Below are 26598 nucleotides of genomic sequence, written 5' to 3' on the forward strand. Positions count from 1 at the left end.
GGTCGAGTAGGCATCGTCGCACTCCCGTGAGGGAGAGGAGAGCAGTGTGATCGTCGGCATCGGAGTTGACCTCGTCGACCTCGCGCGATTCGAGCGCGCGGTCGATCGAACCCCGAAGCTTCGCGATCGCCTGTTCGCCGAGAGCGAACGGGACAAGCCGCTGCGCTCCCTGGCCGGCCGCTTCGCCGCAAAAGAGGCGCTCATCAAGGCGCTCGGAAGCTCAGACGGCGTGCGCTGGCTCGACATCACGGTGTCGAACAGCGCTGAGGGCGACCCCCGGTTCGACCTCAGCGGGCAGACCGCCGACGTCGTCGCCGCCCGCGGCATCACGTCGCTCCACCTGTCGATGAGTCACGACGCAGGGGCTGCGATTGCTTTCGTCGTCGCTGAGCGGGCAGACGCACAGGCGGGAGGGTCATGACCGGCTTCCGGCAGGCGCAGATCGACCTCGACGCGGTGACCGCGAACATCCGGCACCTGCGCGCGATAATCGGGACGCCGCACGTCATCGCCGTGGTGAAGGCAGACGCCTACGGTCACGGCGCCGTCCCGGTCGCGCGCGCAGCACTTGCCGGAGGAGCGGACTGGCTCGGGACCGCAGACATCGACGAAGCACTCGCGTTGCGCGCAGCGGGGATCGACGCGCCCCTTCTCTGCTGGCTCCACCCTGCTGGAGCAGACTTCGCCGCTGCTCTCGCCGGATCCATCGACCTCGGTGTGTCTTCGGCGGCGCAGCTCGCCGAGATCGCGGATGCCGCAGGACCTGCCACCGCGCAGGTCCACCTCAAGCTCGACACCGGCCTCAGCCGCAACGGCATAGCCGAAGCCGACTGGGAGGCCACGTTCGCCCACGCCAGTGAACTCGAACGCGCGGGGAAGATCGCGGTGCGGGGGATCTTCTCGCATCTGTCGAACGCCTCAGCGACGGATGACAGGGCGGCGCTCGGGGTCTTCACCCGCGGGCTCGCGCTCGCCGACGCCGCAGGGCTGACACCCGACCTCGTCCACCTCGCAGCGACGGCGGCGGCGATCGACATGCCTGACACCCGCTTCAACACCGTGCGGATCGGCATCGGCATGTACGGCCTGTCGCCGTTCGACGACCGGAGCTCTGCCGCTCTCGGGCTCACGCCGGTGATGACACTGTCCGCCCAGGTCGCCGCCGTACGGCGGGTCGCCGCAGGAAGTGGCGTGTCGTACGACTACACCTACCGCACGACGGACGAGTCGACCCTTGTGCTCGTCCCGCTCGGGTACGCTGACGGCATCCCGCGCCAGGCATCAGGGGCAGGGATCGTGTCGATCGGCGGCCACCACTTCCGGGTCGCAGGCAGGATCGCCATGGATCAGTTCGTCGTCGATGTCGGCAACTGTGCCGTCGCTGTCGGCGACGAGGTCGTCGTCTTCGGGGACCCGGCTGTCGGTGTGGCCTCCGCCAGCGACTGGGCGACGGCGGCGGGGACGATCAACTACGAGATCGTGACACGCATCGGCTCCCGTGTGCAGAGGCGGTATCCGGTGTGATCGACTCCCCGGTCGACGTTGTGATTCACACCGCAGACGACATGCATGACTTCGGGGTGCGACTGGGCCGCGATCTCACTGCCGGTGACCTGCTCGTGCTCACCGGACCGCTTGGCGCGGGCAAGACGACACTGACGAGGGGAATCGGCGAGGGGCTTGGCGTCCGCGGGCCGGTCACCAGCCCGACCTTCGTGCTCGCCCGCACCCACCCCAGCCTCGTCGGCGGACCTCCGCTCGTACACGTCGACGCCTACCGGCTGAGCGAACCGATCGAGCTCGACGATCTCGACATCGACTTCGCCGGCAGCGTCGTCATCGTCGAGTGGGGGCGGAGCCTCATCGACGCCGTGGCATCGGCCTGGCTCGACGTCGAAATCGAGCGTCCAACAGGAGCGTCCGAGTCCGCTGGGACGGATGCCGCCGACAGCGACGTGACCGATGAGCCGCGTCGCGTCCGCATTTTCCGCCACGGGTCCTGACCAGTCCGTCTGCCGGTTCGTCGCTCCGCGACTGCCGGCGCTGAGAGAACCGGTCCTCTCTCGGAGGATCAAGCCCACGCCGGCGACCGCGTAGGCTTGATCCGTGCTTCTCGCCATCGATTCCTCCATCGGCACGTCCGTTGCCGTCGTGGATCGCGACGGCGGGATCCTCTCAGAACTCAGCGTCGCCGACACGATGGGCCATGCCGAGGTCGTCGGGGCGCTTCTCAGGGATGCCATTGCCGACGCAGGCGTCGAGGTGGGCGACCTGTCTGCGGTGGCGTGCGGGATGGGTCCTGGCCCGTTCACCGGACTCCGCATCGGTATCGCGGCGGCCCGCGCCTTCGCGTTCGGCGCAGGAAAACCCGTTGTGCCTCTCGTCAGCCACGACGCCATCGCCTTCGCCTGGTATCGCGAGGGAAACAGCGGAGATCTCCTTCTCACCACAGATGCCCGCAGGCGCGAGCTCTACTGGTCGGCATATTCGGGCGCGGACCCGAGCGGTCTGCCGGTCCGTATCACCGGCCCCGGGCTCGCCAGGCCCGACGACGTGCCGGTCGCGTCAGCGGTGCGTCTCGACGCCGTCGGGGTCTCGTCCGGCGCACTGGGGATGCTCGCCGAACTCACCTGGGCGGCCGGGGCGTCCTTCGCCGCCGACGAACCGCTCTACCTTCGCTCGCCTGACGTGAGCATGTCGACCAGGAAGCGGGTGACGGGATGACCTGGAAACTGCGCGCTGCCACCGTCTCCGACCTGTCCCACATCATGCAGATCGAGAATTCCGTCTTCGCGACAGACGCCTGGTCCGAATCTGCGATGCGCAGCGAACTCGAATCGGCTCACACCCATTACGTGGTGGCGACGGCGCTCGGCGCGCCAGACATCGTGCAGGGCTACGGCGGGATGCTGGCACCGCAGCTGGCAACGGAAGCCGACATCCAGACGCTCGCGGTTGCGCCGGATGTGAGGCGGATGGGGCTCGGGCGGGTGCTGATGCACGCCATGCTCCGGACCGCGAGGGCCGAGGGTGTTCGCGAAGTCTTCCTCGAGGTCAGGGCAGACAACGACGGCGCGCAGGCGCTCTATCGCTCACTCGGATTCGAGTCGATCGGCGTGCGTCCGGGGTACTACCAGCCCGATGACGTCGATGCGATCGTCATGAAGCTCGAACTCACCCGTCAGGGGCCAGCGGTGGGTGTCTCATGAGCGCACCGGGAACACACAGTGGTGCCCCGCTCGTTCTCGGCATCGAGACCTCGTGCGACGAGACCGGAATCGGCATCGTCCGTGGGAAGACACTCCTCAGCAACACCATCGCATCGTCGATGGATCAGCATGCGCGGTACGGCGGCGTCGTACCCGAGGTCGCAGCGCGCGCCCACCTCGAAGCGCTCCTTCCGGCGCTGAACGCAGCCGTCGATGAGGCAGGGGTGACCCTCGATGAACTCGATGCCATCGCTGTGACCAGCGGGCCCGGCCTGTCCGGTGCGCTCATGGTCGGGGTCGGTGCAGCAAAGGCTCTTGCGGTTGCGCTCGACAAGCCGATCTACGCCGTGAATCACCTCGTCGGTCACGTCGGCGCCGACATCCTCGACGAATCAGGGACCCCGTTCGACTACCCGACGATCGCCCTCCTCGTGTCCGGCGGTCACACGTCACTCCTGCTCGTCCGTGACCTCGTCAGCGACGTCGAACTGCTCGGCGAGACCATCGACGACGCGGCCGGTGAAGCATTCGACAAGGTCGCCCGCCTGCTCGGGCTTCCGTACCCGGGCGGCCCGGAGATCGACAGGCTCGCCGCGACCGGCGATCCGACAGCGATCCGTTTTCCGCGCGGGCTCAGTCTTCCGAAGGACCTCGTCCGCCATCGCTACGACTTCTCCTTCTCCGGGCTCAAGACCGCGGTCGCCCGATGGGTCGAGAAGCAGGAAGACCTCGGCAACGAAGTGCCGGTGGCGGATGTCGCGGCCAGTTTCCGTGAAGCGGTCGCCGACGTCCTGCTGACGAAAGCACTCGCAGCGTGCGCTGACCACGGTGTTCCCCGACTACTCCTCGGAGGAGGAGTCGTCGCGAACGCGCGGGTGAGAGAACTCGCAACCCAGCGGGCCGCGGCCGCTGGCGTTGCCCTCCGCATCCCACCGCTCTCGCTCTGCACCGACAACGGCGCGATGATCGCCGAACTCGGAGCGCAACTCATCATGGCAGGGCACGAACCGTCCACCCTGAATTTTTCGGCGGATTCGACGCTGCCGGTGACCGAGATCCAGGTGCGCTGAGGCGTCACTGGCAACGCGCGGTCGCTCGACCGACGGGGGAGCGGCCTCCGGGTTCGCCTCCGGGGTAGTGTTTCAGTCATGTCGAATTCCGGGCTTCCCGAGAACCTCCCAGCGCGTCCCCCGCTTCCACCGCAGGCCGAGAGTCCTGTGCACCCCGACGCGCCACGCTCCCCAGACGAAACGACGCCTCCCACCGGGATCGTATCCCCGGCTGAGAGTGAACGACCGGCCGGCAGCGAGTCGAGTGGAGAACGGCCGAGAGGAAACACCGGATACTCCGGCACAGCCAGCCCGCCACCCAACCCCTACGGCCAGGCCAGGCATGCGCCGCCTGTGCCCCCGTCCTCCGGCCCCCCGTCGCCTGTGCCCCAGCCCTCCGGGCCGTCCTCGTCCAGCTTCGCGCCGCCGAGCAACCCCGGATTCGGTCAGCACCCCCAGCCAGCAGCCGGTCAGCAGGCTCCGCCGCGGTACGGCCAGCAGGCTCCGCCGCGGTATGGCCAGCAGTCACCGCCGGCTTCCGGCCAGCAGCGCCCTCCGGCCTCCGGCCAGCAGGCTCCGCCGCAGAGTGGCCAGCAGGCTCCGCCGCAGTACGGCCAGCAGGCACCGCCGCCGCAGGCCAGACAGGCTCCACCGGCCTCCGGCTACCAGGTTCCCCCGGCCTCCGGTTACCAGACTCCGCCCGCATTCGGCACGCAGGGGCAGCAGGCCCCGCCGCCTTCCGGGCAGCAGGCTCCGCCGCAGTACGGCTCGCAGGCTCCGGCGGCGTACGGCCAGCCGCCGGCGGCGTCCGCCCCGGGCTACGCCCAGACCTACGGGATGCCGCCGCTCGCCGCCGCTGCTCCAGCGAAACCCGCGTCGAGGAGGGCAACAACGGGTCTGGTGCTCGGCGTCATCGGCGTCATCGGTGGCATCATCTTCGGCTGGACTCTTCCGCTTGCCATCGTCGCAATCGTGCTCGGATTCCTTGCCAGAGCGCGTGAGCCCCAGGCCGCAGGGACTGCGCTCGCCGCCATCGTCACCGGCTTCGTCGGCCTTGTCCTCTCTGTCGGCTGGCTGGTGTACAGCGTGGTCACCTGGCTCGCGCTGACCGCGTCGTAGCGAAGAGTCCGTCGTGCCCGTGAAACCCGCCGTGCTGTTCACGGCCGCCACCACCAGTTACCTGGCGAACTGCGTTCTCGGTACAGCCGTCGCCACGGGAACGCTCACGACAGGGCGAGCTCACTGGGTGCACCATGCCCTGTACATTTCCACCGCGACGCTGGCCGGCGCGGCAACCAGCTCGCTGTTCTGGAGCCGCAACCGGGCCGGCTGGCTGCTGCTCCCCGCCGCGGTTCCGCTCATCCTCATTCCCGCCATCAGCTCGCACTCGCGTCGGCACATCGGAACGGCTCTCAGCGCCGCACCGTTCTTCGTGGCGAGCCTCATCAAAGCCTGGAGGTAGCACGTGGAATTTCTCGACGTCGTTCGTCGAAGGAAAACGACCAACGGTCCGTTTCTCCCCGACCCGGTCAGCGAAGAGCACCAGCGGCTCCTCATGGAACTCGCCGGCCGTGCACCGTCGCAGTTGAACAGCCAGCCGTGGCGCTTCGTGATCGTCGAAGAAAAATCGACCATCGAACAGATCGCTGCGATCAGTGGTGAGAGCATGACCGAAGCCATGTCGAACGGCACGTTCTTCGAGCGCTACAAACCGTACTTCCGATTCAGCGCCGAAGAGATGGCGACGAGACGTGACGGGATGCTCTTCGATCGTCTGCCCGCCGCCCTGCGGCCGTTCACGAGCCAGGTCTTCACCTCGCGCGGCCAGAAACTCATGAACACGATGCGAGTTCCGCAGAAGCTCGGCGAAGAAAACCGCAAACTCGTGGCAGGGTCACCCCTGCTGATCGGAGTGATGCTCGACCGGGCGGAGTATCGGCCGGGGGAGCTCTCGTCGTTCTACTCGGTGTTCAGCATGGGCGCGGCGATGGAGAACGTGTGGCTGGCCACCGCGGAACTCGGGATGGGCATCCAGTTCGTGTCGTTCCCCATGGAGGTGCCTGGCAACTGGGCGAAGATCGAGGCCCTCCTGCAGGTTCCCGACAGCCTCGAACTCATGGCGGTCTACCGGCTCGGCTATCTTCCGCCCGAGCAACGGCGCCCAGCGATCGACTGGTCGAGCCACGAGCGCAAGCTCCCGTCTCAGTACGTCTTCCGTGGCACCTGTGAAACGCCTCAGGCCGGGTGGGACACCCCGCAGGGAGCATCCGACCCGGCCTGAGACCAGTGGTCAGCGACCGGTCGCGTCCGGCTCCCGGTCGACGTTGCCTCGCCATGCGCCGGTTTCGAAGCCGTTCGACTCGATCAGTTTCTTGAACTTCTTGAGGTCGTGACCGATCTGGATGTCGTCGACCTGCAGCAGGGCGCCGGCCTTTTCGACGAGGCCCTGTGGCTTCCAGTCGAGCTGCACAGAGATGCGGGTCTCGGCGTCGCTGAGGCGGTGGAAGGTGACGACACCGGCGTGGTCTTCGCCGCCCGTGCTCTTCCAGGCGATCCGCTCGTCGGGGTTCTGCTCGGTGATCTCGGCGTCGAACTCGCGGTTGATCCCGGCGATGGAGACCTTCCAGTGGGTCGAGGTGTCCGTGGTCTGGACGACCTCGTCGATGCCGCTGAGGAACTGTGGGAACGACTCGAACTGGGTCCACTGGTTGTAAGCGGTGGAGATCGGTACTGAGACGTCGATATCGGAGTGGACGGTAGCCATGGGGCATCCTTCTCTCTCGTAGTGGATGGGTCCTCAGCCCATCACGGGCACGATCCGCTGTCGAGGGGGTTGCGACGCGGCCCCCGGGCGTGACAGGGATTGTCACAGCCGTTCGCAGAGCAGAGCGGCGTGCCTTCCATCGACCCGCGTGAGCACGAGAGTGGCGCTGTTCGGGCCCTTGAGACCCATGCGGGTGCGGAACGCCGCCGGGTCGATGTCTGCTCCGCGTTTCTTGACCTCGAGCGTGCCGATTCCGCGTGAGCGGAGTTCGCGCTTGAGCGTTCGTTCGTCGAGCGCGAAACGCTCGAGCACCCGGAACCCGGTCGCGAACGGAGTCGTCCCCTCCCTGTCGCCGGTCAGGTATGCGATGCCGTCGCTGAGCATGCGGGCGTCGAGCGAGCGCGCGACATCGCCGATCAGCCGCGCCCGAATCACAGCGCCGTCCGGCTCCCAGAGATACGCGCCGAGCGGGCCGCCGTCGACGTCCTCACTGTCTGCCGCTGCGTGCATCTCGTGACTTCCGGCAGCATCGAGAACGAGGGCAGACCGCCGGATGCCGATCCGGGCGAGTGCGCCGAACCAGAGCCCGAGCTCGACCACCTGCCCGTCGACGCTTACCCACTGCGCTTCGGCCTCATCGGGGATCAGGTCGCGGTCAAAGCCGGGCCCGAGCTTGACCCCGGTCGGCCGGGTCGCTGCGGCCTCGAAGACCAGGTCGAGTGAGGGGGTGTAATCGGCGTACCTGGTCAGCCGCGACGTGTTGGCGTGGCCGGCCGTGCGTCTCGCCGGGTCGAAATAGAGAGCGTCGAATCGGGTCAGATCGACGTCTTCCGCCGCCCGATGCTCGACGCTCGACGATTCGAACGGGGCGAGGTTGTAGCTCGCCACCGTCGCGGTCACCTCGTCCACATCGACGGCGGTGACCTGGAGCCCCAGTGCAGCGAACGCCATGGCGTCCCCGCCGATCCCGCAGCCGAGGTCGGCGACGTTCGTGAGTCCGGCGCGCTCGAAACGGCCGGCGTGGAGCGCGGCGACGCGCAGCCTGGTCGCCTGTTCGAGACCGGCTTCGGTGAACAGCATCCGCGATGCGAAGTCCCCGAACTTGGAACGTGCCTTCACTCGCAGGCGAGCCTGGGTGAGGACGGCAGCGACGAGGGCGGGGGAGTGGCCGGCCGCACGGAGCCGGGACACGGCGGCGACGGGGTCTCCGCCGGTGTCGGAACCGGAGACATCGTCGAGGAGGGTCAGGCCGTCCGGTGTCAGCAACGCGAGGAGCTCGGCTCTTTCCATCCCGCAAACCTACCAAGCGCTGCCACCCCGGCGGTCGCCCGATTGGCACTCACGTTGCGAGAGTGCCAGCGGATGCCTAGACTGGCGTTAGCACTCTCGATGTGAGGGTGCTAACTCAAGTCTTAGTTCAGAAAGAGGTCAACCGTGTCGGTCTCCATCAAGCCGCTCGAGGATCGCATCGTCATCAAGCAGGTCGACGCCGAGCAGACAACTGCTTCAGGTCTCGTCATCCCTGACACCGCCAAGGAGAAGCCCCAGGAGGGCGTCGTCGAAGCAGTAGGCCCCGGCCGCATCGACGACAACGGCAACCGCGTTCCGCTCGACGTCGCCGTCGGCGACAAGGTCATCTACTCCAAGTACGGCGGAACCGAAGTGAAGTTCGACGGCCAGGACTACCTGGTTCTCTCGGCTCGCGACGTTCTCGCTGTGGTGGTCCGCTAAGGACCGCACGTTTTACGCGAACGAATCCCGGATGGCGGAAACCATCCGGGATTCGTCCGTTTAACCGACGGGAGCATGGGGCACAGCGAGTAGCATCGACGGGTGCCTGCCGCCTCTGACCCCGCCGATCTCGATGTCGTTACCGGCGGTGTCGCGGTCGCAGCCGACCAGGAACCCGCCCGTCTGAATCGCGCGGGACTGGCATCCGCTGTGACCGCATATACCCTCTGGGGTGGCCTGCCGCTCTACTTCCTGCTCCTGGCGCCAACGGGGCCGTTCGAGCTGGTCGCCGCCCGGGTGATCTTCTCCCTGATCTTCTGCGCCCTCCTGCTCACCGTCACCCGGGCGTGGAAGCCGTTCATCCGGCTGTTCCTCACCCCGCGGATCAGTTTCACCATGGCGCTCGCCGGCGCATTGATCTTCGTCAACTGGCAGACCTACGTCTACGGCGTGCTCAGCGACCAGGTGGTCGAGGCGGCGCTCGGCTACTTCATCAATCCGATCGTCACCGTGTTCCTCGGCGTCTTCTTCCTGCGCGAACGGTTGCGCCTGATCCAGTGGATCTCGGTCGGCATCAGCATCGTCGCCGTTCTCGTCCTCGCCATCGGTGCGAACGGCGTGCCTTGGATCGCCCTCATCCTCGCCTTCTCGTTCGGCTTCTACGGCTACATCAAGAAGCGGGTCGGTCAGCGAGTGGATGCCGTCGCCGGGCTCACACTCGAAACGGCGTGGCTGTTGCCGGTGGCCGTCGTGCAACTCGTCATCGTCGGAGTCACCAGCGGCCTGACGATCGGCACCATCGGGCCATGGCACACGGCACTTCTCATCGGTACCGGGGTCGTCACCGCCGTTCCCCTGCTGTTCTTCGCTTCGGCATCGAGACGGCTTCCGCTCGTCTGGATGGGGTTCATCCAGTTCTTCGCTCCGGTCATTCAGTTTCTCGTCGGAGTGCTGGTGCTGCGTGAAGAGATGCCGATCGAACGCTGGATCGGGTTCGGACTGGTCTGGATCGCCCTCGTCGTTCTGATGGTCGATATGGCGGCCAGCGCGCGACGCTCGGCGCTCCGGCGCAATAAAACGTCTCAGTCGCGGCTCTGATCGCGGGAAAAGATCACGGACTGTAACGATTGCGCCCCTGTTACACGGATGTAACCCGGATGTATTGTTCGCCGACGGTTGCTCGAATAGGTTGGCACAACGACAGTACAGAGCACTGTCCTTTGGATACGACACACAGCAAGGAGCAACATGGGCGTTTTCACCCGGGCTACGGCCTCCCGCTCACGCACCCGCACAGCCACTCTCAGTGGGCTTGCATTCCTCGGAGCCAGCGCGCTGGTTCTCACCGGATGCTCGGCCCCAGGCGGAGGCGACGGCGGGGGCAACGAGCCGCCAGCAGGCGACCTGACCCTCAAGATCGGAACGCAGCTGCCCCAGACCGGAAACCTGGCATTCCTCGGCCCGCCCGAAGAAGCAGGTGTCGGACTCGCCGCCAAGGAGATCAACGACGCTGACCTTGGCATCGAGATCGATGTCGAGTACGGCGACTCAGGCGACACCGACAACAAGGCATACGCCACCGAGGTTCCGCGACTGCTCCAGGCGGGTGTCTCGGCCATCATCGGTGCGGCATCCAGTGGTGTCACGAAGCTGTTCATCGACGAGGTCACCGGTGCAGGCGTCATCAACTTCTCCCCGGCGAACACGTCGGCCGACTTCACCACGTGGGACGACAACGGACTGTTCTGGCGAACAGCTCCCAGCGACGTTCTGCAGGGCGAGGTCCTCGGTAACCTCATCGCCGAAGACGGCAAGGAAACCCTTGGCATCCTCTACCTGAACGACTCATACGGAACCGGCCTCGCCCAGTTCACCACTGAAGCGTTCGAGGCAGCTGGCGGCGAGGTCGTCGAGGAGCAGTCATACAACACCGGTGACACCTCGTTCGACGCGCAGATCAGCGCGCTGACAGCGGCCAACCCCGACGCGATCGCCCTGATCGCGTTCGAGGAGACGAAGACGATCGTTCCTGCTCTCTCCGGTTACCCGGCAGAGAACCTGTACTTCGTCGACGGCAACCTCGCTGACTACTCGGCCGATTTCCCGGCAGGCACCCTCACGGGCGCCAAGGGAACGCTCCCGGGCCTCGACACTGCTTCGCTCGGTGACTTCACCGACCGGCTGCAGGAGTTCTGGCAGGGTGAAGGCAACGACGAGCTGAAGGACTTCAGCTACGCGGCCGAGTCCTACGACGCCGTTGTTCTCATCGCTCTCGCTGCCATGGTGGCCGGATCGACCGAGGGCGCCGACATCGCCGAGAAGCTGCAGGAAGTTTCCGGCGGCGCGGGCGAAGGTGAGAAGTGCGGCACGTTCACCGAATGTGCTGAGCTGATCAACGAGGGTACGACCGTTGACTACGACGGTAACTCCGGCCCGATCACGTTCGATGAGAACGGTGACCCGACCGAAGCGACCATCGGTATCTTCCAGTACCTGGAAGACAACACGTACGAGCGCATCGCGAACTAAGTACATGACAAGCAGGGCCACGGGAAACCGTGGCCCTGCTTGTCGTTAACCGGGATTGTGGTCAGGCCCCGGATGCGTCGCGGGTCAGCAACTGCAGGTAGTCGCGCAGGCACGCAGCAGTGTCGATCGCATCCGGCTCGAGGAGCCACTGGGTCTGGATGCCGTCCCAGAGGGCGACGAGGGATGCGGCGGCGCGGCTGGAATCGACTCCGGGTCGCAGGAGGCCGTCTCGCTCCATCCCTTCGAACACCTCGACGTAAGCTCGGCGGAGATTGTGGAACCGGGTGACGAAGAAGTCCCGACCGGGGTGGGCTGCGGTCAGCGATTCGGCGCAGAGCACGGTGTAGAGCTCCATCACGCCCGGGTACTCCTCGTTGTACGCGGCCTGCCGCACCACCGCATCGATGAATGTCTCGTCCAGGTCAGGGGGAGTCGTGCCGTCTCCCGTGATCGAATCACGCCAGTTGAGGACGGCGAACAGCAGATCCTGTTTCTTCGGGAAATAGTGCAGGAGACTCGTCTGGCTCATGCCGACGAGGTCGGCGACGTCCTGGAGGGAGCCGCTCCTGTACCCCTGGGCGGCGAAGACCGTGTGCGCGGCCGCGACGATGGAGCGGCGGCGTTCAGCCGATTTGGCGTACGGTCCGCGGCGAGCCGCACCAGCCTCGTTCATGCTCATGGCGACAGCGTACCGCCGGTCGGGACCGACTGAGACGAAATTCGAGTATCTGCTCGAAGTCTGTGCTAGCGTCGAAAAACCGGTCCCCGGGCATGCCACCGCCTGGCGGCGGCATACGACTGTTCCGCCACGACGAAGTGAAGGCACATGACACCACTCACACGACGCCAACTCCTCGGCGCAGGGTTGAGCACCGCGGCCATCGCCGTGCTCACCGGATGCGCGACACCGGGCACCGTCTCGGTCAATTCAGCTCCGACGGTTGCTCCGGCTGCCGGTGGAGAGAAGATCACCCTCACCTACTGGGCCTGGCTCAAGGACCTCCAGAAGGTCGCTGACGTCTGGAACGCCTCGCATCCGAATGTCCAGGTCGAAGCCGTCTGGATCCCCGGCGGAAACGACGGCGGATACCAGCGGCTGTATGCGGCGCTCGCCGCAGGTGGAGGGCCGGACATCGGTCAGGTCGAGATGCGCTCCATTCCCGAGTTCATGCTGGTGAACGGCCTCGTCGACCTGTCACGGTACGGAGCTGACGAGTACGCATCGCTGTACGACCAGACGTTGTGGAGCCAGGTGAGCTACGTGGACGGTGTCTACGGCATCCCGCAGGACTCCGGTCCGATGGCGATGTTCTACCAGCCTGAGGTTCTCGCGACGGTGGATGGATCCGCACCGTCGACCTGGGACGACTGGGCTGCGCTCGCCCGCGAACTACGCGGGGCAGACGCGTACATCGACTGCTTCCCGCTCGCAGACGCGTCGTTCTTCGCTGCCATCGCCACGCAGGCCGGCGCGAACTGGCTGCGCGCTGACGACGACGGCTGGGTGATCAACATGACCGACGAAGCCACCCTGGGCGTCGCACGCTTCTTCGACGCCGCCATCGACGACGATCTCGTCGAGACCGGGTACGGGGCGTACTCGCCCGCGTGGTTCGCCGCGGCCGCGGACGGCCAGATCGCCTCCGTCGTCACGGCCAGCTGGGGCGACGCCCTCATCGAGGGGGTGAGCAACGGCTCGGGCAAGTGGGAGGTCGCGCCGATGCCGACCTGGGGAGACACCGGATTCGGCTCGAGTTACCTGGGCGGGTCGACCGCGGCTGTCTTCGCCAACAGCGCCCATCCGAAAGAAGCACTCGAGTTCGCGGTGTGGATGACCACCTCGCAGGAGGGCATCGACGCCATGATCGAGAACAGCGGAATCGGCTGGTCGCCGTCACCCGACGTGATCGGTTCGAAGCGTGAAGAGCCGTCCGAGTTCTTCAGCGGACAGCGCTACAACGAAGAAATCTTCGTTCCGGCGACCGAGCAGCAGAACTCCGACTGGTCGTGGTGGCCGACCACCCAGCAGTCCTTCAACATCCTCAGCGACGGTTTCCGCCGCAAGGCATCCGGAACCTCACTGGTCGACTCGATCGCCACCTCCGAGCAGCTCATCATGAAATCTTTCGAGAACAAGGGTCTCAGCATTCGCAAGGAGGAGTCATGACCTCGACGATCGAACGCCGCGCTGGCGAGCGCCCCGCCGCAAAACGGGGTGCCAGGATCGCAGCGACGACGCGCGCACCGTGGATGCTTCTCGCCCCGTTCCTGGCGCTGTTCGTGCTCACCTTCCTCCTCCCGATCGTCGTTGCGATCGGCTCGAGTTTCACGAAGGTCACTCGGCGAGGCCTCTTCGGTGAAGAGGGCGTGACGAGCGAATTCGCCTGGTTCAGCAACTACGCCCAGGCGCTCGCCGACGGCAACTTTCTGGCATCCATCGGCCGGATGCTGTTGTTCGGTGTGGTTCAGGTGCCCGTGATGATCGTGCTCTGCACTGTCCTCGCGCTCATGCTCGAGTCCGCTTCGGCGAAATGGCCGGGAGTCTTCCGGGCCGCGTACTTCCTGCCGTACGGAGTCCCAGGTGTGATCGCCACGATCCTCTGGTCGTTCCTCTATGTTCCCGGGCTCTCACCGCTGTTCGACATCGCCGGACTGTTCGGGCTGACCCCGGACTTCCTTGGTGCGAACACCGTGCTGTGGTCCATCGCGAACATCGTTCTGTGGAGTTACACCGGCTACAACATGCTCATCATCGTCGCGCAACTGAAGTCGATCCCGGTCGAACTGTACGAAGCAGCGAAGGTGGACGGTGCATCGACCCTGCGGTTCGCGACCAGCATCCAGCTCCCGTTGATCCGACCGGCCCTGCTGCTCACCACCGTGTTCTCGATCATCGGCACGCTGCAACTGTTCGCGGAGGCGCAGGTATTGCAGTCAGTGGCCCCGGCCATCGACAGCCAGTACACGCCCAACCTCAGCGCGTACACGACAGCGTTCGCGTACAACGACTACAACGTCGCCGCCGCCCAGGCCGTGCTCATCGCTGTCGTCGCCTTCGCCCTCTCCTTTACCTTCCTGAAACTGACGAACAGGAAAAAGTCATGACCGCACCGACGACCGTGTCCACTCGGCAGACGACCGTCGATCCGTCGGCGACGAACGCGAACGATCAAGCGAAGCGCAGGCGCACCCGAACGAACCGCGCATCGACGATCATCGTCACCGGCATCCTCACGATCGTGGCGTTGTACTTCCTCGTTCCCGTGTACTGGGTCGTCGTTGCGGCGACGAAGTCGACGGAGGACCTGTTCTCCACCTACGGGTTCTGGTTCGCTCCGACGATCTCGCTGTGGGAGAACCTCGGCCAGGTGCTGAGCTACGACGACGGCATCTTCGTCCGTTGGTTCGCGAACTCGGTGCTCTATGCCGGGGTGGGCGCGCTCCTTGCCACCTACTTCGCCGCAGCGGGCGGGTATGCGCTGGCGAAGTACGAATTCAAAGGACGCAACCTCGTCTTCGGAACGATCCTCGGAGGCGTCCTCGTGCCGGGAACGGCGACGGCACTGCCGTTGTTCCTCCTGTTCAGCCAGATGGGCATCGCGAACACTTACTGGAGTGTGTTGCTCCCGTCGCTCGTCTCACCGTTCGGACTGTTCCTCTGTCGCATCTATGCGCAGGCCACGGTGGATTCGTCCCTCGTCGAAGCGGCGCGTATCGACGGTGCGGGGGAGATCCGGATCTTCCACACCATCGGACTGAAGATTCTCACCCCGGCGCTCGTGACCGTGTTCCTCTTCCAGCTCGTCGGCATCTGGAACAATTATTTCCTGCCGCTGGTGATGCTCTCGGACTCCGACCTCTACCCGATCACCCTGGGCCTCAACAACTGGTTGAGCCAGGTCGACCGGCTTCCCGAGTTCTATGAACTCACCACGGGCGGTGTGCTCCTGTCGATCATTCCGCTCGGCATCGCCATGATCGTGCTGCAGCGCTTCTGGCGCGGCGGCCTAACCGAAGGATCAGTCAAGTCGTGACTCCAGCAACATCAGCGAACGTCTCCTATCTCACCGACACCGGTCCAGGCTCCGGTCGGCGCACGCCCGCCCGATCGTGGCTTCGCACAGACGCCCCGGTGCAGTCGCTCAACGGGGACTGGCGTTTTCGCCTGCTCAGTGGAGCGCCGGGCGCTCCGGGGGCAGGCGGAGTGCTTCCTGACGGTGAGGCGGTCGAGGACGTGGCACGCGAGAACTTCGACGATGCCAATTGGGACACTCTGCCTGTACCCTCACACTGGGTGCTGCAGCAGGACGGCCGGTACGGCCTGCCGATCTACACCAACGTGCAATTCCCGTTTCCCGCCGACCCGCCGAACGTCCCGGACGCCAACCCGACGGGTGACTACCGTCGAACCTTCGATCTGCCGGAATCCTGGTCTGACGCTGCCGCCATCGTGCTCCGCTTCGACGGTGTCGAGTCGCGATACAAGGTGTGGATCAACGGCATCGAGATCGGCGTCGGCGTCGGAAGTCGCCTGGCCCAGGAATTCGACGTGACGGATGCTGTCCGCCCCGGTTCGAATGTCGTGGTCGTTCGGGTGCACCAGTGGTCCGCTTCCAGCTACCTCGAGGATCAGGACCAGTGGTGGCTCCCCGGCATCTTCCGTGACGTCACCCTCCAGGCCAGACCGGTTGGCGGCATCCACGACGTCTGGGTGCGAGCGGGTTTCTCGGGCGACGCCACCGACCGTGGGGTCGGTCGGCTCGAGACCGAAGTCACTGCGGGACCAGACGCATACCCGGTCACCCTCTCGGTTCCTGCCCTCGGCGTCGACGTGACCTGGGAATCGGCGTCGGACGTGGCATCCGTCCTGATCGACGACGTCGAACCGTGGTCGGCCGAGAAGCCGGTGCTCTACGACGCGACGATCTCCAATGCCGCTGAGACGATCTCGCTCCGGCTCGGCTTCCGAACCGTCGAGATCACCGACGGGCTGTTTCTCGTGAACGGCCGCCGCGTCGTCTTCCACGGCATGAACAGGCACGAGACACACCCCGATCGCGGTCGGGTCTTCGATGAAGACTTCGCCATGGACGACCTCATCCTGATGAAACAGTTCAACGTGAACGCGATCAGGACCAGCCACTACCCGCCGCACCCGCGCCTCCTGGATCTCGCAGACGAGCTGGGGTTCTGGGTCGTGCTCGAATGCGACCTCGAAACGCACGGCTTCGTCGCCCACGACTGGGCGGACAACCCGAGCGACGACCCCCGCTGGCGGGACGCATACGTCGACCGCATGGAACGCACGATCGAACGTGACAAGAACCACCCGTCGATCGTGATGTGGTCGCTGGGCAACGAGGCTGGAACCGGCTCGAACCTCGCGGCCATGTCTGCATGGGCGCATGCCCGTGACAGCTCGCGTCCTGTGCACTACGAGGGCGATTACACGGGTGCGTATACGGATGTCTATTCGCGGATGTACTCCTCGGTACCCGAGACGGATGCCATCGGCCGGAACGACTCCCGCAGCCTCCTGCTCGGCTGCTCGGCGGCGGAATCGGCCCGCCAGCGGACCAAGCCGTTCCTGCTCTGTGAGTATGTGCACGCCATGGGCAACGGACCTGGTGCGATCGACCAGTACGAGGACCTCGTCGACCGGTACCCGCGGCTGCACGGCGGTTTCGTCTGGGAGTGGCGCGATCACGGCATCCGCACGACGACAGCAGACGGAACCGAGTACTTCGGGTACGGCGGAGACTTCGGCGAGGTCGTGCACGACGGAAACTTCGTGATGGACGGCATGGTGCTGTCTGATTCCACCCCGAGCCCCGGACTGTTCGAGTACAAGCAGATCGTCTCCCCGATCCGACTCGCGCTCCACCGTGACGACACGGGGACACCGGTCGTCGCGATCACCAACCGGCGGCATTCGGCAGACGCGTCTGACCTCGTGTTCCGCTGGAGGGTCGAGGAAGACGGAGAGGTCGTCGCATCCGGCGAGTTCGAGGTCGACGGTGAAAGCCTCGTTCCTGGTGCCACCCACACGGTCGATCTGCCGGTCACTCCCGACGGACTCGGCTCGACCTCCGGCGGGGCCGAAACCTGGCTCACCGTGGAGGCGCAGCTCGCCACGGACGCCGCCTGGGCTTCTGCCGGGCACTCGCTCGTCGCCGCGCAGCTGTCGCTCGGGGCGCCGGACCGGGTCAAGACCCCCCGTCGCCCCGGGACACCGACCGAGTACCAGCCGATCAGCAGCACGCTCACGCTCGGCGCTGCCGTGTTCGAGCACGGCAGGCTCGCCAGTCTGGCCGGCCAGCGCGTCGACGGCCCGCGGGTCGAACTGTGGCGGGCACCGACCGACAACGACCGTGGAAGCGGACGCGGAGCATACGACCTCGACGATCCCTGGTTGAACAACGGCGACGGGACACCGGCCCCATCGTCCGCGGTCGTCTGGGAAGCGGCAGGACTCGACAGGCTCGACGGCCGGGTGGAGGAGATCTCCCAGGGCGAGGGTACCCTCACCATCCGCTCGCGATACGCGGCGGCGGATGCCCGGCTCGCCGTTCTACTCGTCGAGCACTGGCAGTTCGACGGCGAAGACCTGTGGTTGGGTGTCGACCTGGTTCCCCTCGGGGAGTGGGGAATCGTGTGGCCCCGCCTCGGGGTGCGTTTCGACCTGCCTGGCGGGGTCGACTCCGCCGACTGGTTCGGCCTCGGACCCCGCGAATCGTACCCGGACAGTCTCCGGTCCGCGGTGGTCGGCCGTCACCGGTCCGACATCGATGACCTCGTGACTCCGTACGCACGGCCGCAGGAGAGCGGTCACCGCAGTGACCTCCGCAACCTCGGCCTGACGGTCGACGGAGGGCCGTGGCTCCGGATCGAGACCGTGCCGGACTCCCAGGGTCGGCGCCCGGGGTTCAGCCTCGCCAGGCACACCGCCCAGCAGGTGGCTCGATCAGCGCACCCGCACGAGCTGCCGGTGAACGACAGGACCTTCCTCTATCTGGATGCCGCGCAGCACGGGCTCGGATCGCGCGCCTGCGGCCCCGACGTCTGGCCGGACTTCATCCTCCGGCCGGAGGCCCGGTCGCTGCAGTTCCGGATCCGGGCAGACTCCGGTTCCTGAGACTCCACCAACGATGCCCCGCAGGCCAGGCCTGCGGGGCATCGTTGTCGTGCCCGGTGCGGGCTATTCGTCGTCGCCCTGGCCGAGCGTGCCGAGGTAGAGACCGATCACCTTTTCGTCGTTGAGCAATTCGCGACCGGTGCCGGTGTACGCGTCCGTGCCCTGGTCGAGCACATACCCGCGGTCACAGATCTGCAGGCATCGCCTCGCGTTCTGCTCGACCATGATCGTTGTGACCCCGGCCTTGTTGATGTCGGACACACGCAGGAACGCGTCGTCCTGACGCACGGGGGACAGGCCGGCGCTTGGCTCATCGAGCAGCAGCACATGCGGGTCCATCATCAGTGCGCGCGACATGGCGACCATCTGGCGTTCGCCACCGGACAGGGAGCCGGCGCGCTGTTTGAGCCGCTTGCCGAGTTCGGCGAAGATCCCGGTGACGAACTCGAGCCGCTGTGCGTAGATCTTCGGATTCTGGAAGAGACCCATCTGCAGGTTCTCCTCGATCGTCAGGCTCGGGAAGACGTTGTTCGTCTGCGGAACGAAGCCGACCCCGCGGGATACCAGCTTGTCGGCCTTGAGCCCCGTGATGTCTTCACCGTTCAGCCTGATCTCGCCGCCGCGGACCTTGACCTGCCCGAAGATCGACTTGAGCAGCGTGGACTTGCCCGCGCCGTTCGGGCCGATGATTCCGATGAGTTCGCCCTTGGCCGCGACCAGGTTGGCTTCGTTGAGGATGTTGACCCCTGGCAGGTAACCGGCGGTGAGGTTTGTGACCTCGACGACGATTTCGGGTGCGGTCGTTGCGCTCACTTGTCGTCCTCGTCTTTCGCTGTGTTGCCGGTGTGCTCGGCGTCGATTTCGGCGAGAAGCTCGTCGACCTCGGCCGTCTTCTCACCGGACACCCGTCCGGTGACCACTCCGAGGTCGACGTCCTGGTGGCTGCCGAGGTACGCGTCGATGACCGCTGCGTCCTGCATGACCGTCTCCGGGTCGCCCTCGGCGACGACGCGCCCCTCGGCCATGACGACGACCCAGTCGGCGATGTGCCGCACCATGTGCATGTCGTGTTCGACGAAGAGCACGGTCATGCCCTCGGCCTTGAGGTTGAGGATGTGCTCCAGCAGGGACTGCGTCAGTGCCGGGTTCACCCCGGCCATCGGCTCGTCGAGCATGACCAGCTTCGGAGAGCTCATCAGCGCCCGGGCCATTTCGAGGAGCTTGCGCTGTCCGCCCGAGAGGCTTGCAGCGAAGTCGTCCTTCTTGGTGTCGAGCTTGAACCGGGCGAGGATCTCGATGGCGCGCTCTTCGATCTCCTCTTCCTGCTTGCGCCACAGCGGCTTCACCAGGCTGGTGAGGATGTTCTCCCCGGCCTGCTTCTGAGAACCCAGCTTCATGTTCTCGAGAACGGTGAGAAGCCCGAGCGCCTTGGTGAGCTGGAAGGTGCGGACCTGACCCATCCGGGCGACCTTGAACGCCGGGACGCCGTTGAGTCGTTTGCCGTCGAACGTCCAGGTGCCGGTGTCCGGCTTGTCGAATCCGGTGAGGAGGTTGAACAGGGTCGTCTTTCCTGCACCGTTCGGTCCGATCAGGGCCGTGATGGCCCCGCGCGGAATCTCGAGGTGCTCGACGTCGACCGCGGTGAGCCCGCCGAAGGTGCGGGTGACATTGTCGGCGATGATGATCGGGTCGACCTTGGAGACGCCGGGGGCGGCGTCTCCGACGTGCAGTCCCGTTGTCTTGACCGGGCGGACCGGGGAAGCGTTACTGCTTGACAAAGGTCAGCTCCTTCTTGTTTCCGAGGATGCCCTGTGGTCTGAATATCACGATGAGCATCAGGGCGAGTCCGACGAGGATGAAGCGGAGTGTCGCAGCCTGCGTCGTCGACATGAACGGCAGGAGACCGCTCGACGCCATGGCAGGAAGGACGTTGGAGAGGAAGCCCATGATCACCCAGAAGATGACCGCCCCGAGGAGTGGACCGAATACCGTCGCGGCTCCACCGAGGAGGAGGATCGTCCAGATGAAGAAGGTCAGGCTCGTCACGTACACACTCGGCACAACGGCAGACGGGAGTGCGAACACCACACCGCCGAGAGCGCCGAACAGTCCACCGACGACGAGCGCCTGCATCTTGTATGCGAAGACGTTCTTGCCGAGCGCGCGCACGGCGTCCTCGTCTTCACGGATTCCCTTGAGAACGCGACCCCATGGGCTGCGCATCAGCAACCAGACGAGAAGCGCGGCGACGATGAGCAGACCGATTCCGAAGATCCGGACCCACCAGCCGTTGGCGTTGTACGTCCACGGGCCGAAGCCGTACGTGCCCTCGGGGAACGGGTTCGCTGCGCGGAATCCGGCGTGGTAGTTGCCGAGTCCGTCAGCCGAGTTGGTCACCGAGTCGAAGACCTGCGTGGTGAAGAGCAGCCGGACGATCTCAGCAGCCGCGATCGTCACGATGGCCAGATAGTCGGCTCTCAGCCTCAGCGTCGGAATACCGAGGATGAACGCGAACACGACGGATGCCAGCATCCCGACGATGATTCCGACCCACCAGGGCAGACCGAAGGTCAGGATCGAGATGGCGTAGCCGTAGGCGCCGAGCGCCATGAAGCCGGCCATACCGAAGTTGAGCAGTCCGCCGTATCCGAAGTGGACGGCGAGTCCGAGGGCGGCCAATGCGTATGCAATGGTTTCCGGGCTGATCAGCCAGGAGGCGGTGTTCGACAGAATTGATTCCCAGTCCATGGCGTCCTCCTATCCAATTCTCTCTTTGCGGCCCAGGATGCCCTGAGGTTTGACGATCAGCACGGCGATGAGCACGACGAGCGCTCCCACGTACTTGATGTCGGACGGAATCCACAGTGTGGACACTTCGACGAGGAGCCCGACGATGATCGCACCGATCAGGGCACCGAACGCCGTTCCGAGACCACCGAGCACGATGGCGCCGAAGACGAGCAGCAGGATCTGGGTGCCCATGTCCCATTTGATACCCGGGCGGAAGTATGCCCAGAGGATGCCGGCGAGACCGGCGAGTGAGCCGGAGAGGATCCAGACGATACGGATGACCTTGTCGACGTCGATACCACTCGCGGCGGCGAGCGACGGGTTGTCGGAGATCGCGCGGGTCGCCTTTCCGGTGCGGGTGTTCACGAGCCACCACGCGACGCCGAGGAGCACGACAATCGATGTGCCCATGCTGATCATGTCCGTCACCGAGAGGGCGACGGTCCCGAACAACGTGATCCGTGCCTCACCTGCGCCTGGCAGCTGATACGTGCCACCGCCGATGAAGTAGAGGAAGACGTAGCGGAGCAGGAGCGACAGGCCGATCGAGACGATCATCACCTGCACGATGCCGATGCCCTTGCGGCGCAGAGGTCTCCACAGCCCGGTGTCGAGCACGAGGCCGAACACTCCGCTCATGATCACGGCTGCGATCAGCGCCAGCCAGATGGGGAATTGGAGACCGGTGAACATCAGTGCCATCACGGCGCCGAACGTCACCATCTCACCGTGGGCGAAGTTCGACAGCCCCGTCGTCCCGAAGACGAGGGAGGCGCCGATCGCTGCCAGGGCGAGGAGCAGACCGAAGTTGAGACCGTTGACCACACGTTCGGCCAGCTGGTCCCAGAAGCTCACCGTCACGCGCACCCCCTCACCGAGGAAGTAGTTGACGATCTTGGAGTTCGTGAGTGCGATCTCGGCGTCGACTGTGGCGGAACCTTCAGCGACGATCACGCCGTCTGGGAGGGTCTCCTCGTCGAGGGTGACCGTGTACGTCCCCTTCTCGGGAACGCCGATCTTCCACTTGCCTTCGGCATCCGTGTCGACGTCGGCCGTGTAGCCGTTGCCGTCGACCGTGATGTTGACGCCTTCGAGGGGTTCGCTGTCGTACTTCACGTTGCCGGCGAAGTAGAAGTCGTACTCCTCGCCGACTTCGTCAGCCTGAGCGGGAGCCGCTGTCGCTGTCTGCAGTATCAGCGCACCGAACAACAGCGCGAAGAACAGCAGAATCGTGCGCACACGGCGCGGGGCTTGGACTGAATGAGGGGAACTCACTGCACCTCCAGTGCGGGACCGCCAGGTCCCTCGAGCAGGGACCGCCAGGTCTCCTGATGAACTTTCGCCGAACGGCTCTGTTTGACGATACGACCCGATTATGACCTACATGTTTCGGACATGGGTATTCCTCACCTCAATGTGCCCAGCTTCAGGGCATAATCGTTACCTTTCTGCGGTTAGCATTGAATACCGGTCCTCGTGCGCAGTGTTTCTGGCATCCGTCATCGTCCCCAATGACGCCGGTACACCGTGAAGGGAAGCAATGGAAACCTCAGACCCGTTCGGCTTTGTTGGATTGACCTATGACGACGTGCTGCTGCTGCCAGGGCACACCGACGTCATTCCGAGCGAGGCAGAGACTTTCTCGCGCCTGACCCGTCGTATCACCGTCGCAACTCCTCTTCTCTCGAGCGCGATGGACACCGTCACCGAATCGCGCATGGCGATCGCGATGGCCCGTCAGGGCGGCATCGGCATCCTGCACCGCAACCTCTCGATCGCCGACCAGGCCGAGCATGTCGACCTCGTCAAGCGCAGTGAATCCGGGATGATCACCAACCCGGTGACGACCACAGCGGATGCCACTGTGGCCGAAGTCGACGCGCTGTGCGGCCAGTTCCGCGTCTCGGGACTCCCCGTCATCGACAATGACGGCGTGCTCGTCGGCATCATCACCAACCGGGACATGCGCTTCGTCGCCCCGTTCGAAAAGGCCACGACGGCCGTGCGCGATGTGATGACGCGGATGCCCCTCATCACCGCTCCCGTCGGCATCGACCCCGACGACGCCATCGCGATCCTCGCCCAGCACCGTATCGAGAAGCTTCCGCTCGTCGACGCGGCAGGCAGGCTCAAGGGGCTCATCACCGTCAAGGACTTCGACAAGAGCGAGAAGTATCCGCACGCCACCAAGGACGAGGAAGGCCGGCTCCGCGTCGGCGCAGCCATCGGCTTCTTCGGTGATGCGTGGCAGCGGGCAGGCGCGCTCGTCGACGCCGGCGTCGACGTCCTCGTGGTCGACACCGCCAACGGTGATTCAGCGGGCGTGCTCGACATCATCCGCAAACTCAAGAGCGACAGTGCGTTCGCCGGCGTTGACGTCATCGGCGGCAACGTCGCCACCCGCTCAGGCGCGAAGGCGATCGCCGAAGCCGGTGCGGACGCCGTGAAGGTCGGCGTCGGGCCAGGCTCGATCTGCACCACCCGTGTCGTCGCCGGTGTCGGCGTCCCCCAGGTGACCGCCGTCTACGAGGCATCCCTCGCCGCTCGTGAGTACGGCGTCCCCGTGATCGCCGACGGTGGACTCCAGTACTCGGGTGACATCGCCAAAGCGCTGGTCGCCGGTGCGGACACCGTCATGCTCGGCTCGCTCCTTGCCGGCTGCGACGAGAGCCCCGGGGAGCTCGTCTTCGTCAACGGCAAGCAGTTCAAGACCTATCGCGGAATGGGGTCGCTCGGCGCCCTGCAGACGCGCGGCGAGAAGACCTCGTACTCCAAGGATCGGTACTTCCAGAACGATGTGCCGTCGGATGACAAGCTCATCCCCGAGGGAATCGAGGGTCAGGTTCCCTACCGCGGACCGCTCGCTGCCGTCGCATATCAGCTCATCGGAGGGCTGCGTCAGTCCATGTTCTACGTCGGCGCACGCACGATCGACGAGCTCAAGAGCAAGGGCAAGTTCGTGCGAATCACCCCCGCCGGTCTCAAGGAGTCTCACCCGCACGACGTGCAGATCGTCGTCGAGGCGCCGAACTACCGTCGTTAGGCGCAGCACGCACCGCGAGCACTGCCTCCCGGACCTCGCCAGGAGGCAGGTGCTGTCGCCGTCGACGTGAGTCGGGGGCTGCCGGAGGGTCGCGGACGCCCCGCGCACCCATTGTTTCGTCTCCACAGGGCGAGTATGGTGCGGCCATGTTGAATAATTCTCACGTTTCTGTGCGGTTTCTGTCGCGCCTCGGCGCCTTGTCACTTCTGACGTTCGGGCTGGTCGTCGGTTCGGCCGTTGCCCCGGCCACCGCGGTCCAGGCGGTCCCCGCCGGAAGTGTCTTTTCAGCCTCGGCGATCGTCGGATCGGCGTCATCCGGAGCGTCGCTCCGATCGGCCGGATCGTACGTGGCGTTGGGCGATTCGTTCACCTCGGGCCAGGGTGCCCCGCCATACTCGAACGAAGCCTGCAAACGCAGCACGTACAAGAGTTACCCTGTCATCGCCTCCGTGATCAGCCCCTACCGGCTCTCGGCGAACAAGGCGTGTTCAGGGGCGAGCATCGCCGCCGTTGCCGGCCAGCTCGCCGGGGTCAGTCCCTCGACCGCGCTCGTCACGATCACCGTCGGTGGCATCGACGCCGGGTCCAACCAGGTACTCGCCGCGTGCACCGACCCGACGAGCGCCCTCTGCGCGGCGACGGTCGCCGCGAGTTCGGCGACGATCGCGTCTCTGGGGCCGAGCCTCGTTGCGGCGTACGCGACCGTCGCAGCCACCCTTCCCTATGCGCGCATCGCCGTGCTGGGCTACCCGCGGCTCTTCCACCCGGGCGTCGCCCCCCTCGGTGACTTGGTGAACGCGGGCACAGACGCTCTCAACGCGGTGATCAAGGGTTCCGTCTCCGCGACGGGAAACGCACGGATCGGTTTCGTCGACGTGAGCCAGGAGTTCGCCGGTCACGGCATCGGCTCCTCCGTTCCCTACATCAGTTTCAACCCGGCGAACCCGCTGGCCGCGGCGAACTTCCACCCGAACGTGCTCGGCAACGGACTTGGCTACGCCAGGGCGCTCGCCAACGACGGGGTGCTGCGCCGGCCGTAACGCCGTCTCGACGGAACGTTCTCATCGGCACCGCGCCACTGTCGCCAGGGCCGCTTCACCCCGAGGGCACCCGTCGCGGACGAGGGCATCCAGCACACCGGATGCCCTTGTCCGAATCGGGTGCTTTCGTCGGTATGTGGCCGTCGAAGTGACCGTCGCGGCGGACCGGTAGGCTGGGACTGTGAGTATGGAAACTGAGATCGGCGCGTCCAAACGTGCCCGCCGCGCGTACGCTTTCGATGACATCGCCATCGTCCCTTCGCGTCGGACCCGCGACCCCGAAGACGTCTCGATCAGCTGGGGCATCGACGCCTACCAGTTCGACATCCCGTTCCTCGCCGCTCCGATGGACTCCGTTGTCTCACCGACGACGGCCATCATGATGGGCAAGCTCGGCGGCCTCGGAGTCCTCGACCTCGAGGGTGTCTGGACCAGGTACGAAGACCCGGAACCGTTGCTCGCCGAGATCCGTGGCCTGCCCGACGACCGGGCGACGGCCCGGATGCAGGAGATCTACTCGGAGCCGATCAAACCCGAGCTCGTCACCGCGCGCCTGGCCGAAATCCGCGCAGCAGGAGTCACCGTCGCCGGTGCGCTCTCACCCCAGCGCACCCAGGAACTCTACGAAACCGTCGTTGCCGCCGGTGTCGACCTGTTCGTCATCCGTGGCACGACCGTGTCTGCCGAGCACGTGTCGAAGAACCAGGAACCGCTCAATCTCAAGGAGTTCATCTACGAACTCGACGTCCCAGTGATCGTCGGTGGCGCTGCGACGTACACGGCTGCACTGCACCTCATGCGCACGGGCGCTGCCGGTGTGCTCGTCGGATTCGGTGGGGGAGCAGCGTCGACCACCCGCGCGACACTCGGCATCCACGCACCGATGGCCACTGCCGTCGCCGACATCGCCGGTGCCCGCCGTGATTACATGGACGAGTCAGGCGGACGGTACGTTCATGTGATCGCGGACGGCGGACTCGGCACAGCAGGCGACATCGTCAAGGCCGTCGCCTGTGGTGCAGACGCCGTCATGCTCGGCACGACCCTCGCTCGCGCCACCGACGCCCCTGGCGGCGGCTACCACTGGGGAACCGAGGCGTACCACTCGCAGCTGCCACGCGGCCGCCGCGTCGAGGTCGGCCAGATCGGCTCCCTCGAAGAGGTACTGTACGGGCCTGCAACCGTCGCAGACGGCAAAGCGAACCTCGTCGGCGCTCTGCGCCGTTCCATGGCGACCACCGGATACTCGGATCTCAAGGAGTTCCAGCGGGTCGACGTCGTCGTCGCGCCGTACCACGTTCAGTGAGA

At 65.6% G+C, this 26598-nt stretch carries 26 protein-coding genes; 19 read left to right on the top strand and 7 right to left on the bottom strand.

Annotated features, from left to right (window positions below; genetic code table 11):
• Positions 1 to 46 precede the first annotated feature (46 nt).
• From IWX78_RS10035 to IWX78_RS10075, 9 genes are all read left to right on the top strand, one after another.
• Positions 47 to 421, top strand: a complete 375-nt coding sequence (locus IWX78_RS10035) for a holo-ACP synthase (RefSeq protein ID WP_196833398.1) — start codon at positions 47 to 49, stop codon at positions 419 to 421.
• A complete protein-coding gene (gene alr / locus IWX78_RS10040; RefSeq protein ID WP_196833399.1) occupies positions 418 to 1524 on the top strand; it encodes an alanine racemase in 1107 nt (368 codons plus the stop codon). Before IWX78_RS10035 ends, alr begins: the two co-directional genes overlap by 4 nt.
• Entirely contained in the window at positions 1521 to 2003 is a 483-nt protein-coding gene (gene tsaE / locus IWX78_RS10045) for a tRNA (adenosine(37)-N6)-threonylcarbamoyltransferase complex ATPase subunit type 1 TsaE (protein ID WP_442929235.1), read from the top strand. Before alr ends, tsaE begins: the two co-directional genes overlap by 4 nt.
• Before the next feature lie 103 nt (positions 2004 to 2106).
• Positions 2107 to 2724, top strand: a complete 618-nt coding sequence (gene tsaB, locus IWX78_RS10050) for a tRNA (adenosine(37)-N6)-threonylcarbamoyltransferase complex dimerization subunit type 1 TsaB (protein WP_196833400.1) — start codon at positions 2107 to 2109, stop codon at positions 2722 to 2724.
• Positions 2721 to 3209: a ribosomal protein S18-alanine N-acetyltransferase gene (gene rimI / locus IWX78_RS10055; protein WP_196833401.1), complete on the top strand. Its 489-nt coding sequence runs from the start codon at positions 2721 to 2723 to the stop codon at positions 3207 to 3209. The genes tsaB and rimI overlap by 4 nt, the downstream gene beginning before the upstream one ends.
• On the top strand, positions 3206 to 4279 hold the full coding sequence (gene tsaD / locus IWX78_RS10060) for a tRNA (adenosine(37)-N6)-threonylcarbamoyltransferase complex transferase subunit TsaD (protein WP_196833402.1): 1074 nt from the start codon (positions 3206 to 3208) through the stop codon (positions 4277 to 4279). Before rimI ends, tsaD begins: the two co-directional genes overlap by 4 nt.
• A gap of 78 nt (positions 4280 to 4357) precedes the next feature.
• Positions 4358 to 5377 (top strand): hypothetical protein, encoded by a 1020-nt coding sequence (locus IWX78_RS10065; RefSeq protein WP_196833403.1) that lies wholly within the window; start codon positions 4358 to 4360, stop codon positions 5375 to 5377.
• A 13-nt stretch (positions 5378 to 5390) separates the two neighbouring features.
• Positions 5391 to 5720, top strand: a complete 330-nt coding sequence (locus tag IWX78_RS10070) for a hypothetical protein (protein WP_196833404.1) — start codon at positions 5391 to 5393, stop codon at positions 5718 to 5720.
• Between the two features lie 3 nt (positions 5721 to 5723).
• A complete protein-coding gene (locus tag IWX78_RS10075) occupies positions 5724 to 6539 on the top strand; it encodes a nitroreductase family protein (protein WP_196833405.1) in 816 nt (271 codons plus the stop codon).
• Between the two features lie 9 nt (positions 6540 to 6548).
• Here the strand turns inward: IWX78_RS10075 and IWX78_RS10080 are convergent, their stop codons facing one another.
• Both IWX78_RS10080 and IWX78_RS10085 read right to left on the bottom strand, forming a co-directional pair.
• A complete protein-coding gene (locus IWX78_RS10080) occupies positions 6549 to 7022 on the bottom strand; it encodes an SRPBCC family protein (protein ID WP_196833406.1) in 474 nt (157 codons plus the stop codon).
• Between the two features lie 102 nt (positions 7023 to 7124).
• Positions 7125 to 8312 carry a class I SAM-dependent methyltransferase gene (locus tag IWX78_RS10085; RefSeq protein ID WP_196833407.1) on the bottom strand — a complete coding sequence of 396 codons (1188 nt, stop codon included), beginning with the start codon at positions 8310 to 8312 and terminating at the stop codon, positions 7125 to 7127.
• A 144-nt stretch (positions 8313 to 8456) separates the two neighbouring features.
• On the opposite strand from IWX78_RS10085, the gene groES reads away from it, so the two are divergent.
• From groES to IWX78_RS10100, 3 genes are all read left to right on the top strand, one after another.
• On the top strand, positions 8457 to 8753 hold the full coding sequence (gene groES, locus IWX78_RS10090; RefSeq protein ID WP_121672470.1) for a co-chaperone GroES: 297 nt from the start codon (positions 8457 to 8459) through the stop codon (positions 8751 to 8753).
• Positions 8754 to 8855: 102 nt separating this feature from the next.
• The gene (gene rarD, locus IWX78_RS10095; protein ID WP_442929236.1) at positions 8856 to 9851 is read left to right on the top strand and encodes an EamA family transporter RarD; all 996 of its coding nucleotides are present in this window, start codon (positions 8856 to 8858) and stop codon (positions 9849 to 9851) included.
• Between the two features lie 150 nt (positions 9852 to 10001).
• Positions 10002 to 11282 carry an ABC transporter substrate-binding protein gene (locus IWX78_RS10100; RefSeq protein ID WP_196833408.1) on the top strand — a complete coding sequence of 427 codons (1281 nt, stop codon included), beginning with the start codon at positions 10002 to 10004 and terminating at the stop codon, positions 11280 to 11282.
• 61 nt (positions 11283 to 11343) lie between these two features.
• Here IWX78_RS10100 and IWX78_RS10105 read toward each other — a convergent pair whose 3' ends face one another.
• Positions 11344 to 11961 (bottom strand): TetR/AcrR family transcriptional regulator, encoded by a 618-nt coding sequence (locus IWX78_RS10105; protein ID WP_196833409.1) that lies wholly within the window; start codon positions 11959 to 11961, stop codon positions 11344 to 11346.
• 147 nt (positions 11962 to 12108) lie between these two features.
• On the opposite strand from IWX78_RS10105, the gene IWX78_RS10110 reads away from it, so the two are divergent.
• From IWX78_RS10110 to IWX78_RS10125, 4 genes are read left to right on the top strand one after another with little or no spacing between them, the layout of a single operon-like run.
• Entirely contained in the window at positions 12109 to 13449 is a 1341-nt protein-coding gene (locus tag IWX78_RS10110) for an ABC transporter substrate-binding protein (protein ID WP_196833410.1), read from the top strand.
• Positions 13446 to 14387, top strand: a complete 942-nt coding sequence (locus tag IWX78_RS10115) for a carbohydrate ABC transporter permease (protein ID WP_196833411.1) — start codon at positions 13446 to 13448, stop codon at positions 14385 to 14387. Before IWX78_RS10110 ends, IWX78_RS10115 begins: the two co-directional genes overlap by 4 nt.
• Positions 14384 to 15316 (top strand): carbohydrate ABC transporter permease, encoded by a 933-nt coding sequence (locus tag IWX78_RS10120; RefSeq protein WP_334684677.1) that lies wholly within the window; start codon positions 14384 to 14386, stop codon positions 15314 to 15316. Before IWX78_RS10115 ends, IWX78_RS10120 begins: the two co-directional genes overlap by 4 nt.
• Positions 15313 to 18417 (top strand): glycoside hydrolase family 2 TIM barrel-domain containing protein, encoded by a 3105-nt coding sequence (locus IWX78_RS10125; RefSeq protein ID WP_196833412.1) that lies wholly within the window; start codon positions 15313 to 15315, stop codon positions 18415 to 18417. The genes IWX78_RS10120 and IWX78_RS10125 overlap by 4 nt, the downstream gene beginning before the upstream one ends.
• 63 nt (positions 18418 to 18480) lie before the next feature.
• Here the strand turns inward: IWX78_RS10125 and IWX78_RS10130 are convergent, their stop codons facing one another.
• The 4 genes from IWX78_RS10130 to IWX78_RS10145 are packed head-to-tail and all read right to left on the bottom strand — an operon-like array spanning position 18481 to position 22482.
• On the bottom strand, positions 18481 to 19230 hold the full coding sequence (locus IWX78_RS10130; protein WP_196833413.1) for an ABC transporter ATP-binding protein: 750 nt from the start codon (positions 19228 to 19230) through the stop codon (positions 18481 to 18483).
• The gene (locus tag IWX78_RS10135) at positions 19227 to 20195 is read right to left on the bottom strand and encodes an ABC transporter ATP-binding protein (RefSeq protein ID WP_196833414.1); all 969 of its coding nucleotides are present in this window, start codon (positions 20193 to 20195) and stop codon (positions 19227 to 19229) included. The genes IWX78_RS10130 and IWX78_RS10135 overlap by 4 nt, the downstream gene beginning before the upstream one ends.
• Positions 20182 to 21165: a branched-chain amino acid ABC transporter permease gene (locus tag IWX78_RS10140; protein ID WP_196833415.1), complete on the bottom strand. Its 984-nt coding sequence runs from the start codon at positions 21163 to 21165 to the stop codon at positions 20182 to 20184. The genes IWX78_RS10135 and IWX78_RS10140 overlap by 14 nt, the downstream gene beginning before the upstream one ends.
• A 9-nt stretch (positions 21166 to 21174) precedes the next feature.
• Positions 21175 to 22482, bottom strand: coding sequence for an ABC transporter permease subunit (locus IWX78_RS10145; protein ID WP_442929237.1), 1308 nt, complete (start codon positions 22480 to 22482; stop codon positions 21175 to 21177).
• 265 nt (positions 22483 to 22747) lie between these two features.
• Here IWX78_RS10145 and guaB point away from each other — a divergent pair, with 265 nt between their 5' ends.
• From guaB to IWX78_RS10160, 3 genes are all read left to right on the top strand, one after another.
• Entirely contained in the window at positions 22748 to 24250 is a 1503-nt protein-coding gene (guaB, locus tag IWX78_RS10150; RefSeq protein WP_196833416.1) for an IMP dehydrogenase, read from the top strand.
• Positions 24251 to 24396: 146 nt separating this feature from the next.
• On the top strand, positions 24397 to 25290 hold the full coding sequence (locus IWX78_RS10155; RefSeq protein ID WP_196833417.1) for an SGNH/GDSL hydrolase family protein: 894 nt from the start codon (positions 24397 to 24399) through the stop codon (positions 25288 to 25290).
• A 187-nt stretch (positions 25291 to 25477) separates the two neighbouring features.
• A complete protein-coding gene (locus tag IWX78_RS10160; RefSeq protein ID WP_196833729.1) occupies positions 25478 to 26596 on the top strand; it encodes a GuaB3 family IMP dehydrogenase-related protein in 1119 nt (372 codons plus the stop codon).
• Positions 26597 to 26598: the final 2 nt, after the last annotated feature.

Origin of the sequence: Mycetocola sp. CAN_C7 (assembly GCF_015752285.1) — a bacterium.
Taxonomy (GTDB): domain Bacteria; phylum Actinomycetota; class Actinomycetes; order Actinomycetales; family Microbacteriaceae; genus Mycetocola_A.

What these genes read in the sequence shown, in the direction of transcription:
- IWX78_RS10115 (WP_196833411.1), top strand. Translation starts at nt 13,446, where the DNA reads ATGACCTCGACGATCGAACGCCGCGCTGGCGAGCGCCCCGCCGCAAAA.
- IWX78_RS10140 (WP_196833415.1), bottom strand. Translation starts at nt 21,165, where the DNA reads ATGGACTGGGAATCAATTCTGTCGAACACCGCCTCCTGGCTGATCAGC.
- IWX78_RS10100 (WP_196833408.1), top strand. Translation starts at nt 10,002, where the DNA reads ATGGGCGTTTTCACCCGGGCTACGGCCTCCCGCTCACGCACCCGCACA.
- IWX78_RS10105 (WP_196833409.1), bottom strand. Translation starts at nt 11,961, where the DNA reads ATGAGCATGAACGAGGCTGGTGCGGCTCGCCGCGGACCGTACGCCAAA.
- tsaD (WP_196833402.1), top strand. Translation starts at nt 3,206, where the DNA reads ATGAGCGCACCGGGAACACACAGTGGTGCCCCGCTCGTTCTCGGCATC.
- alr (WP_196833399.1), top strand. Translation starts at nt 418, where the DNA reads ATGACCGGCTTCCGGCAGGCGCAGATCGACCTCGACGCGGTGACCGCG.
- IWX78_RS10085 (WP_196833407.1), bottom strand. Translation starts at nt 8,312, where the DNA reads ATGGAAAGAGCCGAGCTCCTCGCGTTGCTGACACCGGACGGCCTGACC.
- IWX78_RS10080 (WP_196833406.1), bottom strand. Translation starts at nt 7,022, where the DNA reads ATGGCTACCGTCCACTCCGATATCGACGTCTCAGTACCGATCTCCACC.
- IWX78_RS10160 (WP_196833729.1), top strand. Translation starts at nt 25,478, where the DNA reads ATGGAAACTGAGATCGGCGCGTCCAAACGTGCCCGCCGCGCGTACGCT.
- IWX78_RS10065 (WP_196833403.1), top strand. Translation starts at nt 4,358, where the DNA reads ATGTCGAATTCCGGGCTTCCCGAGAACCTCCCAGCGCGTCCCCCGCTT.
- rimI (WP_196833401.1), top strand. Translation starts at nt 2,721, where the DNA reads ATGACCTGGAAACTGCGCGCTGCCACCGTCTCCGACCTGTCCCACATC.
- IWX78_RS10155 (WP_196833417.1), top strand. Translation starts at nt 24,397, where the DNA reads ATGTTGAATAATTCTCACGTTTCTGTGCGGTTTCTGTCGCGCCTCGGC.
- guaB (WP_196833416.1), top strand. Translation starts at nt 22,748, where the DNA reads ATGGAAACCTCAGACCCGTTCGGCTTTGTTGGATTGACCTATGACGAC.
- IWX78_RS10120 (WP_334684677.1), top strand. Translation starts at nt 14,384, where the DNA reads ATGACCGCACCGACGACCGTGTCCACTCGGCAGACGACCGTCGATCCG.
- IWX78_RS10110 (WP_196833410.1), top strand. Translation starts at nt 12,109, where the DNA reads ATGACACCACTCACACGACGCCAACTCCTCGGCGCAGGGTTGAGCACC.